Annotated in this window: 6 protein-coding genes; 4 read left to right on the forward strand and 2 right to left on the reverse strand. The window is 73.6% G+C overall.

Features of this window, described 5'->3' with window-relative positions:
• Positions 1-69: 69 nt before the first annotated feature.
• On the reverse strand, positions 70-1,509 hold the full coding sequence (locus ACZ7BZ_RS12035; RefSeq protein WP_470358260.1) for a helix-turn-helix domain-containing protein: 1,440 nt from the start codon (positions 1,507-1,509) through the stop codon (positions 70-72).
• Between the two features lie 387 nt (positions 1,510-1,896).
• On the opposite strand from ACZ7BZ_RS12035, the gene ACZ7BZ_RS12040 reads away from it, so the two are divergent.
• The 3 genes from ACZ7BZ_RS12040 to ACZ7BZ_RS12050 all read left to right on the forward strand — a co-directional run bounded on the left by ACZ7BZ_RS12040 (position 1,897) and on the right by ACZ7BZ_RS12050 (position 7,599).
• Positions 1,897-5,103 (forward strand): M28 family peptidase, encoded by a 3,207-nt coding sequence (locus tag ACZ7BZ_RS12040; RefSeq protein WP_470358261.1) that lies wholly within the window; start codon positions 1,897-1,899, stop codon positions 5,101-5,103.
• A gap of 174 nt (positions 5,104-5,277) precedes the next feature.
• On the forward strand, positions 5,278-6,234 hold the full coding sequence (locus tag ACZ7BZ_RS12045; protein ID WP_470358262.1) for an ankyrin repeat domain-containing protein: 957 nt from the start codon (positions 5,278-5,280) through the stop codon (positions 6,232-6,234).
• A 117-nt stretch (positions 6,235-6,351) separates the two neighbouring features.
• Entirely contained in the window at positions 6,352-7,599 is a 1,248-nt protein-coding gene (locus ACZ7BZ_RS12050) for a cytochrome P450 (protein WP_470358263.1), read from the forward strand.
• Between the two features lie 37 nt (positions 7,600-7,636).
• On the opposite strand, the gene ACZ7BZ_RS12055 is transcribed toward ACZ7BZ_RS12050, so the two are convergent.
• On the reverse strand, positions 7,637-8,341 hold the full coding sequence (locus ACZ7BZ_RS12055; RefSeq protein WP_470358264.1) for a GbsR/MarR family transcriptional regulator: 705 nt from the start codon (positions 8,339-8,341) through the stop codon (positions 7,637-7,639).
• Between the two features lie 223 nt (positions 8,342-8,564).
• On the opposite strand from ACZ7BZ_RS12055, the gene ACZ7BZ_RS12060 reads away from it, so the two are divergent.
• Positions 8,565-9,761: a serine hydrolase domain-containing protein gene (locus tag ACZ7BZ_RS12060; RefSeq protein WP_470358265.1), complete on the forward strand. Its 1,197-nt coding sequence runs from the start codon at positions 8,565-8,567 to the stop codon at positions 9,759-9,761.
• Positions 9,762-9,896: the final 135 nt, after the last annotated feature.

The raw sequence follows: 9,896 nt of genomic DNA on the forward strand, positions 1-9,896 counted from the left end.
AGGAGGAACGCTCGGAAGGCCCACCACCCGCGCCCCCCCCTTTTCGGGATCCGCCCGGACCTGGCCGCCTCAGGGGCCGGCCAGCTCCGCCAACCGCCGGGCCGCCTGCGGCTCGTGGGCCGCGAGGCGATCCCGCAGACCGCGCAGCTCGTGGCCGACCAGCGCGGGCAGGGCGGCCGCCGGGACGGACTCCAACGCCGGCACCAGCAGTTCGACGGCCGTCCGCGGATCGTGCGCGCAGACGTGGCAGTCGGCGGCCCGGACGGTGAACAGCAGGCGGCTGGACGGCAGCTGGGTCGGAGCGAGCAGGCCGAGCGCCGTCTCGGTGGCGGCCAGCGCCCGCCGGGCCAGCCGCGGATCGTCCACTGCGGCGGCGAGGTCGCGCAGCGCGGCGGCCGCGGCGGACTCCACCCGCAGCCGCATCGAGGCGATGGACAACCACGGCACGTCCGCTTCGTCCCGGGCGCCGATCCGCTCCACGTCCGCCCGGGCCAGGCCGATCTGCCGCACGGTGCCGCGTACGTCCCCGGTCAGCGCCCGGGCGCGGGCCCGGCTGATCCGGCCCATCGCCCCGGCCCACGGCCGCCCGGGGGCGACCAGGTCGATCTCCCGCGCGTAGCCGAGCGCGGCCACCGGATCACCGTCCAACCGGGCCAGGATGCCGAGGTCGCTGAGCGTGCCCACCTGGGTGGCCCGGTCGCCGGCCAGTCCGGCCCAGGTGAGGGCGCGGTCGAAGCAGGCCATCGCGGTGGCGTTGCGACCGCCCTGCATCCGCAACGCGCCCGCCGCGTGGGCGTGTTCGGCCGCCAGCCGGGCCAGCGGGCGGCGCTGGGCGGCGGGCGCGACGGCCAGCCGGGCCAGCACCACCGCCAGGGTGCGTTCGACGGCGGCGACCAGCCCCGGGCGGGCGCCGGCCTCCGCGGCGCGCAGCTGGGCGGCGAGCAGCCCGGCCAGGGCGTGCGCGGTGACGGCGTCCAGCGGCGGGGCGACGGCGGGCTCGGCGGCGCAGAAGTCGGCGTACAGAGAGGCGAGTTCGCCGGGCGGCGGCACCTCGCATCCCTCGGCGTCGTGCAGCGGGCAGAGCAGTCCGTAGTCCGGCAGCCTGGCCGGTGCGAGCGCGGCCGGTGCGAGCAGGGACGGATCGCCGGGGGCGGGGCCGTCCGGTGTGCCGCCGGGCAGGGGCGGCCGGAGCAGACCGGGGGTGAAGGGGGCCGGCAGGAGCAGCTCGGCGGTCTCGGCGCGCAGACAAGAAGCGACCAACTCTCCATTGGCACCGAGGAGTTCGTCGATCCGACCGGCGACCTTCGGGGCGACCCGGCGGGCGCCGTGCTCGATCTTGCTGACCGCGGTGTGGTCGTAGCCGATCCCGGCACCCAGCTGCGCCTGGGTGAGCCCGGCCCGGCGCCGCCAGTGCCGCAGCCGGGCGCCGAACTCCCGCCAGGCGCCAGCGTCCTGGGGCCTGGGCGGCACCCGGGCCGAGGCGGCGGGGGCCACACGGTTCCGGTGCACGGCTGCCTCCCCGGGGACGGGCCCCTGACGCGGGGCCCTGGGACGAGTCCGACGAGTCCGACGAGGCCTGCGCGTCCGACGAGCCCCGACGACGAATCCTGCGGTTCCGCCGAGGAGGACGGTACTCGATGAGCCCCGCCCCGTACATGAGGTGGTCTCAACCACTGTCGAGAAAGCCCAGCTTGACGCGAAACGGCACCCGCACCTTGACGGAATTTGCCAACCCTATGCCGAGCCCGCACCAGCCATTGACCCGAGCATGACGCCATGTGAGTGTTCGGGCACCCGAGCGCGGACGGCCCGCAGCGGCCGTCCCCAGACACGGCCTGCGGTGCGCCACCAGCCTTGCCGTCCGCGGTCGAGGACCCCCACTTGCGAGGAGCCTCGATGCAACGCAGAGTTTCCCCAGGCCGGTTGCTCACCACGGCGACCACCCTGACCGTACTGGCCGGCCTGATCGGCGCCACCGCCGGAACGGCCACCGCCGCACCCGCCCCCTCCCCCGCACCGCCCAGCGCCCTGGCCGCCGCCGTCAGCGCCGCCGACGCGGCCGCTGCGGCCGGCACCGACGCCCTGGCCAAGGGACCGGGCGAGACCTACGAGCGGAAGTCCGTCACCCCCTGGCTGAACGGCCTCTACTCCGTCTCCTACGAACGCAGTTACCGCGGCCTGCCGGTGGTCGGCGGCGACGCCGTGGTGCTCGCCGACGGCAAGGGCACCGTCCGCGGCCTCCAGTCGGCCGCCACCGGGCCGGTCGGCGGCTCCACCACCCCCCAGATCAGCGCCACCCAGGCGGAGAAGACCGCGCGCACCAAGCTGCCGACCGTGGACAAGGTGGAGTCCCGCCGCCTGGTCGTCCGGGTCAAGGACGGCGCCGGCCGGCTCGCCTGGGAGACGGTGCTCAACGGCCGTACCGAGCACGCGCCCAGCCGGCTGCACGTCTTCGTCGACGCCGCCACCGGCGAGGTGGCGGACAGCTACGACGACGTGGAGGCCGGCACCGTCAACAGCAAGTGGAACGGCCCCGGCCCGCTCACCATCAGCACCACCAACTCCGGCGGCTCGTACGCGCTGCGCGACCCGAACCGGCCCGGCCTTTCCTGCTCCGACAACGACACCGGCCAGGTGTTCACCAAGTCCACCGACTCCTGGGGCAACGGCAACCCCTCCAGCCGGGAGACCGGCTGCGGCGACGCCATGTGGGCGGCCCAGAAGGAATGGGACATGCTCCGCGACTGGCTCGGCCGCAACGGCCACGACGGCAACGGCGGCAGCTGGCCGATCAAGATGGGCCTCAACGACGTCAACGCCTACTGGGACGGCAGCTCGGTCTCCATCGGCCACAACCAGGCCGGCCAGTGGATCGGCGCCCAGGACGTCGTCGGCCACGAGTTCGGCCACGGCATCGACCAGTACACCCCCGGCGGCGCCGACAACGAGAACGGCCTCGGCGAGGGCACCGGCGACATCTTCGGCGCGCTCACCAAGGAGTACAACAACGAGCCCGCCCCGTACGACTACCCCGACTACCAGGTCGGCCGCATGATCAACCTGGTCGGCCAGGGCCCGATCCGCAACCTCTACCAGCCCTCGCTGGTCAACAACGACCCCGACTGCTACTCCTCCTCGATACCGAGCACCGAGGTGCACGCGGCCGCCGGCCCGCTCAACCACTGGTTCTACCTGCTGTCCAACGGCTCCAACCCGGGCGGCGGCAAGCCCACCAGCCCGACCTGCAACAACTCCAGCGTCACCGGCATCGGCGTCAAGCAGGCCGGCCAGGTCTGGTACGGCGGCATGCTGCTCAAGACCAGCGGCATGACCTACAAGCGGTACCGCACCACCACCCTGACCGCCGCCAAGAACCTCGACCCGAGCTGCACCTTCTACAACCGCACCAAGGCCGCCTGGGACGCCATCAGCGTGCCCGCCCAGAGCGGCGACCCGAGCTGCACGCCGTCCGGCAACAACGACTTCTCGCTCGCGCTCGGCCCGGCCGCCGGCTCCGTCCAGCCCGGCGCCTCGACCACCGCGACGGTCTCCACCGCCGTCACCTCGGGCACCGCGCAGACCGTCAACCTGACCGCCACCGGCGCCCCGACCGGCGTCACCGCGACGCTCAACCCCGGCTCCGTGCAGGCCGGTTCGTCCGCGACCCTGACCCTCTCGGCCTCCTCCGGCGCCCCCGCCGGCACCTACGTGATCACCGTGACCGGCACCGCCGGCGCGGCCACCCACACCGCCCAGTACACCCTGACCGTCGGCGGCGGCGGCACTCCCGGCGGGCCCGCGCCGGACATCGACGTGGCCAGGATCCAGGCCGACCTCGCCCAGCTGAACACCATCGCCAACCAGAACGGCGGCAACCGCCGGGCCGGCAGCCCCGGGCACAGCCAGTCCGTGGCGTACCTCAAGGGCAAGCTCCAGGCGGCCGGGTTCACCGTCAGCCAGCAGACCTGCACCTCCTGCACCTACCAGTCCGACAACCTGATCGCCGACTGGCCCGGCGGCCCGTCCGACCAGGTCACCATGCTCGGCGCCCACCTCGACAGCGTCTCGGCCGGCCCCGGCATCAACGACAACGGCTCCGGCTCCGCCGTCCTGCTGGAGAACGCCCTCGCGCTCGCCCAGCAGAACCCCGCCCTGACCCGACACGTCCGGTTCGCCTGGTGGACCGGCGAGGAGCAGGGCCTCCAGGGCTCCCAGTACTACGTCGGCCAGCTCGGCTCCACCCAGCGCTCGGCGATCAAGGCCTACTACAACTTCGACATGGTCGGCTCGCCCAATGCCGGCTACTTCATCAACAACCTCACCTCCGCGGCCTCCGCGCCGATGAAGGCCTACTGGGACTCGCTCAACCTCCAGCCCGAGGAGAACGTCGAGGGCCAGGGCCGCTCCGACGACTACTCCTTCCAGCAGGCCGGCATCCCGACCTCCGGCTACGCGGCCGGCGCCAGCGCCGTCAAGACCTCCGCGCAGGCCGCCAAGTGGGGCGGCTCGGCCGGGCAGCCCTACGACTCCTGCTACCACCAGTCCTGCGACACCACCGCCAACGTCGACGCCACCGTCCTCAAGCGCAGCGCCAACGGCGTGGCCTCCACCATCTGGAAGACCTCCGTCGGCGGCGCCACCCCCGCCAACGACTTCTCCCTCTCGGTGAACCCGGCCACCGCCACCGTCAAGCCCGGCGCCTCCGCCACCGCCACCGTCGCCACCGCGACCACCTCCGGCTCCGCCCAGACGGTCAACCTGACCGCCACCGGCGCCCCGGCCGGGGTCACCGTCACCTTCAACCCGGCCTCGGTGCAGTCCGGCGCCTCCGCCACGATGACCGTCGCCACCGCGGCGTCCACCGCGGCCGGCACCTACGGCATCACCGTCACCGGAAGCGGCTCGGCCACCCACACCACCAGCTTCACCCTGGTCGTCGGCAGCGGAACTCCCAACCCCGGCAACGCCTGGACCCCCGGCACCACCTACCAGGCCGGCGACATCGTCACCTACGACGGTGTCGGCTACCGCTGCGTCCAGGGCCACACCGCCCAGGTCGGCTGGGAACCGCCGATCGTCCCCGCCCTCTGGGAGGCCGTGTGACCCACCCGGGTCCCTGACTGACACCCCCTGAACCGCTGCGCCGCGATCCGTCGAGGGGGACGGACCGCGGCGCAGCCGTGTCGAGCGGTCCACGCCGGACTGTCGGACCCGCGTGCTCTCCTGTGCGGAGGAGGAGCAGAGCGCTCATCCGGTGGCGAAGGAGCGGGAGGTGCGATGACAGGCGGCTGGAGCGGCGTGACCTGGGACAGTTGGCAGAACGCCGAGGAGATCCGCATGCGCCTCGACACCGGGGCCGACCCGGAGGGCTGGGGCTTCGGCCAGCGGCCGCTGCACCGGGCCTCGAAGTACGGCTCCCCCGAAGTGGTCGCCGAACTCGCCGCCCGGGTCGCGGACGTGGACGCGCTGGAGGACGGGACGACGGCGCTGTGGGAGGCCGTCCTGTCGGACCGGCCGGACAACGCCCGTGCCCTGGCCGCCGCCGGAGCCGACCCCTGGCGCCCCCTGCTCGGCGGCTGGTCGCCGGGCCGCCTCGCGCTGGCGGACCCCGACACCGTCCTGTTCCCCGTGCCCGCCGGGGAACCCGGCCTGACGACGGCCGAACAAGCCACCGCCCGGCAGGCACGGAAGCTCCGGGCCGATCTCGGCGACTTCCACTACTACGGCACCGGGCTCGCCTGCATCGCCGGCATCGATGCCACCGAGGCGGTACACCGACTGGCCGGCACTCCGGTCGGCGAGGAGGTCATGGCCGACCTCCTCGACGACCTGTGGAGGTACGACCCCGACGAGGGCCCGCTCCTGGTCGGCGTCACCACCGTCCCCGGCGGCTGCATCGTCACCCAGCCCTGGGGCTTCGCCCCGTACGCCCTGACCACGATGGCCCGGCTGACCGTCGGCACCCTCGGCTACGGCATGTACGCCAACCCCAAGAGCGGCAACCAGGGCCGCGCCTTCCACGACGGCGAAGAAGTCGGCCCCCACCGCCATCCCGGCGGCCCTCCCATGAACCACCACACCACCGAGGAGGTCCTCGCCTACTACCTCCATCGCCATAGCGCCGTCGCCTTCGCCTGCGCCTTCGCCGGGATCCACCCCGCCGACGCCCGCGCCGTCACCGGACCGGCCGACCACTGGATACGCCTGCCCGAGCCCGACCACCCGAGGGGCTGACCGGCCCGGCGGCGGACGGGGTGACCCGGTGTGACCGCACGACAACCCGGTTGACGTAGAGTCGGGCGCCGGGCGAGCCCGCCCCGACCTTCGTCAGCCGAGTCGAGGAGACCCCTGGTGACCACGGACGCCGTCCCCGTACCGGAACTGGCCCCGGAGGCCGTCGAGCAGTGGCGGGCCGAGGAGGCCCAGTTGGTCGACCTGCTCACCCGGGCGCAGCGCGATATCGGCGGCATCGCCGCCTTCCGGCTCGGCGGTCCGACGCCGACCGTGCTGGTGACCGACCCGGCTGCCGTCCAGCACGTGCTGGGCCGCCGCCCCGACCGGTACGTCAAGCGCTCGCACCGGGCCCGGATGCTGGTCGGCGACGGCGTGCTGTCCGCCACCGGTGACGCCTGGAAGCGCCAACGGCGGCTGCTGCAGTCCCAGTTCACCGGCACCGGGATGCGCCGCTACGAACAGCGGATCGCCGCCGCCGCGCGCCGCACCGCCGACCGCTGGGAGGGGTACCGGCGCAGCGGGGAGACCTTCGACGTGGCGGAGGAGATGCGCGGTTTCGCCCTGGACACCGTCTGGCGGACGCTCACCGGGCTGGCCCTGGACGACCGGACGGACGCCGAACTGCGCTCGGTGGAACGGGTGGTGGCCGCCATGCCCACCCTCCCGACCAACGCCGCCGACGCCCGGGACGCCGTCGCCGAGGACCTCGCCCGGATCGACGCCGTCGCCCAGGCCGCCATCGACACCGCCCGTACCGGCCGTCTCTCCGATGTCGAGGAACCGGGCGTGCTCAGCGTGCTGCTCAACGCCGCCGAGGAACACCCCGAGTACACCGACCGGTTGATCCGCGACGAGCTGGTCACCCTGCTGGTCGCCGGCCACGAGACCACCGCCACCACCCTCACCTGGCTGTTCCTACTCCTCGACCGCAACCCCGGCGCGGGCGGCGCCGCCCCGCAGGCCCTGGTCAACGAGACCCTCCGGCTCTACCCCTCCGCCTGGATGCTCCCCCGCCACGCCATCGAGGACGACGTGATCGCCGGGCACCACATCGCCGCCGGCACCGACGTCCTGGTCTGCCCCTACCTCACCCACCGCGACCCGGCCCTGTGGCCCGACCCGGACCGCTTCGACCCCGGTCGCTTCGCCCCCGGCGCCACCCGCCCCGCCCACCTCGGCGCCTACTTCCCCTTCGGCCTCGGCGCCCGCGCCTGCCTGGGCACTCAGTTCGCCCTCCGGGAGACCACCGCGCTGCTGGAACTCCTGCTCCCGCTGGGCCGCGTGGAGTTCCGCTCCCGCCCGACCGGTGCGGCCTACAGCATCACCGTCCGCCCCGACGGCCCGACCCCGGCGGTGCTGCGCTGAACCGAACCACGGCCCCGGGGCGTCAGCCTCCGGTCGGCTACCCCCGGCCGGAGCGCCTTCGCTCCACCGCCCGGACGAGGTCGGTGCCGATCTCCGCGAGGAAGTCCGCCGCCGTGTCGAGACGTTGGCCCGCGGGGGTGGCGGCGCCGAGCAGGTCGGCGCCGTTGCGGGCGAACTCGGCGAGCAGGGCGTTGCGTCGGGCACTGGCCAGCATCGACCGGTACCAGACGTCGGAGTCGATCTCGTACTGCTCGCGGCGCCCGTGGCCGTCCCGTCGGCGGCGGATCAGCCCCTGGGCCTCCAGGTAGCCGACCGCCTTGGAGACCGAGGCCGGGCTGACCCCCAGCCGTTGCACCAGCTCGGCCGCGCTCAGGCTGCCGCTGTCGGTCACGTAGAGGCAGGAGAGCACCCGGGCGACCATCCGGGGCAGGCCCAGCTGCTCCAGCAGGTCGGCGAAGCGGCCCGCGTAGTCGCTGATGGCGGCCGGATCGCGCCCCTCCGCCACACGTGCGCCGTCCCCGGCGGGCCGGGGGCTGCCCGGTCGACGGCGGGCCCGCCGGGCGGTGGCGCGCTGGGCGGTCTCCGCGCGGTAGCGGCCGGGCCCGCCGTTGCGGGCGATCTCCCGCGTCACGGTGGAGGTGGGGCGGGAGATCAGCCGGGCGATCGCCGCGTAGTCGAGCCCCTTGGCGAGCCCGGTGGCGATCGCGAGACGGTCCTGCGGGCTCAGCCTGGCACCTGGCACGGGCGGCTCCTTTCCTCGGGACGAGTATCCGGGTGCGGGGGACGGTTGCAACCGCGATTGCATTCGCCGTCAGGCCCATTGCAATGATTCACCTCCGCTGAGCTGCTCGTTCATCTCCGCCGCCGCGAGCACTCATTGATGGATCCTCGAATCCGGCCGTACGTTCTTCACCGACGACAAGACGACGAAGACGACCAATGCCCGACACTCCAGGGGACCCGTCATGAAGACCACCGCCCGCACCGCTGCCCTCGCCACCGTCCTGGCCGGCGCCCTGCTCGCCGCCACGCCGACCGCCTCCGCCGCGCCCACGGATCGCGGGCACACCGGCCACCAGGCCCTGCAGACCTCCCTCGACCGGGCCGTCTCCCAGGCCCACCTGCCCGGTGCGATGGCCGAGGTGCACGACAACGGCTCGACCTGGTTCGGGCAGTCCGGCACCGCCGACGAGAACACCGGCCGACCGCTACGCCCCCAGGACCGGTTCCGGATCGGCAGCACCACCAAGACCTTCGTCGCCACCGCGCTGCTCCAGTTGGAGGCCGAGCACCGGCTGAGCCTGGACGACAGCGTCGAGCAGTGGCTGCCCGGCCTGGTGGACGGCAACGGCTACGACGGCTCGGCGATCACCATCCGCCAACTGCTCGACCACACCAGCGGGATCGCCAACTTCGCGATGGACGAGACGGTTTCCAAGGAGTTCCAGGGGCCGCCGTTCCTGCAGCACCGGTTCGACCGCTTCACCCCGCGTCAGCTCGTCGAGATCGGGATCGGCGTGAAGCCCCGGTTCGCGCCCGGCACCGGCTGGGAGTACTCCGACACCAACTACGTGCTGGCCGGTCTGATCATCGAGCAGGTCACCGGCCACAGCCTCGGACAGGAGATCGCCGACCGCTTCACCGAGCCGCTGCACCTCAAGAGCACCTACGAGCCGGCCGCCGACGACACCGGCATCCGCGGCCCGCACGGCCGTTTCTACTCCAAGCTCGGCCCCTTCGACAACCCCGCCCTGCCGGTCTACGACGTCACCGAGCTCAGCCCCACCTGGGGCTACGGCTCCGGCGACCTCATCTCCACCGTGGGCGACCTCAGCACCTTCTTCCAGGCCCTGCTGGGCGGCCGGCTGCTGCCGCCCGCCCAGATGGCCGAGATGTTCACCATGCGGGACCCTGGCAACGGCTGGATCCCCCGGTCCCACTACGGCCTGGGCATCGGCTCCGTCGCCCTCTCCTGCGGCACGGTCTGGGGCATGGGCGGCGCCATCGACGGCTCCTGGTCCTACACCTTCGGCACCCGCGACGGCCGGCACCTGCTCGCGACCTCGGTCAACGGCGACTGGGCCGACGGGCTCCCGTGGGGCCCGGTCTCGGTCTTCACCACGGAACTCGAGGCCGAGTTCTGCGGCGCCACCACGGCCTGACCACCCGCCCGGCGGGTGACCACACAGGGCGTGGCCGCTCCCGGCGCCGGGAGCGGCCACGCCCCCTGTTTTGAGGGTAGTGTCGACGTCTAGGCTCACCCCCCCCTCCCCCCCGCTCACGCCGCTCCCTCAGGC

Source organism: Kitasatospora sp. NPDC036934, from assembly GCF_055608425.1.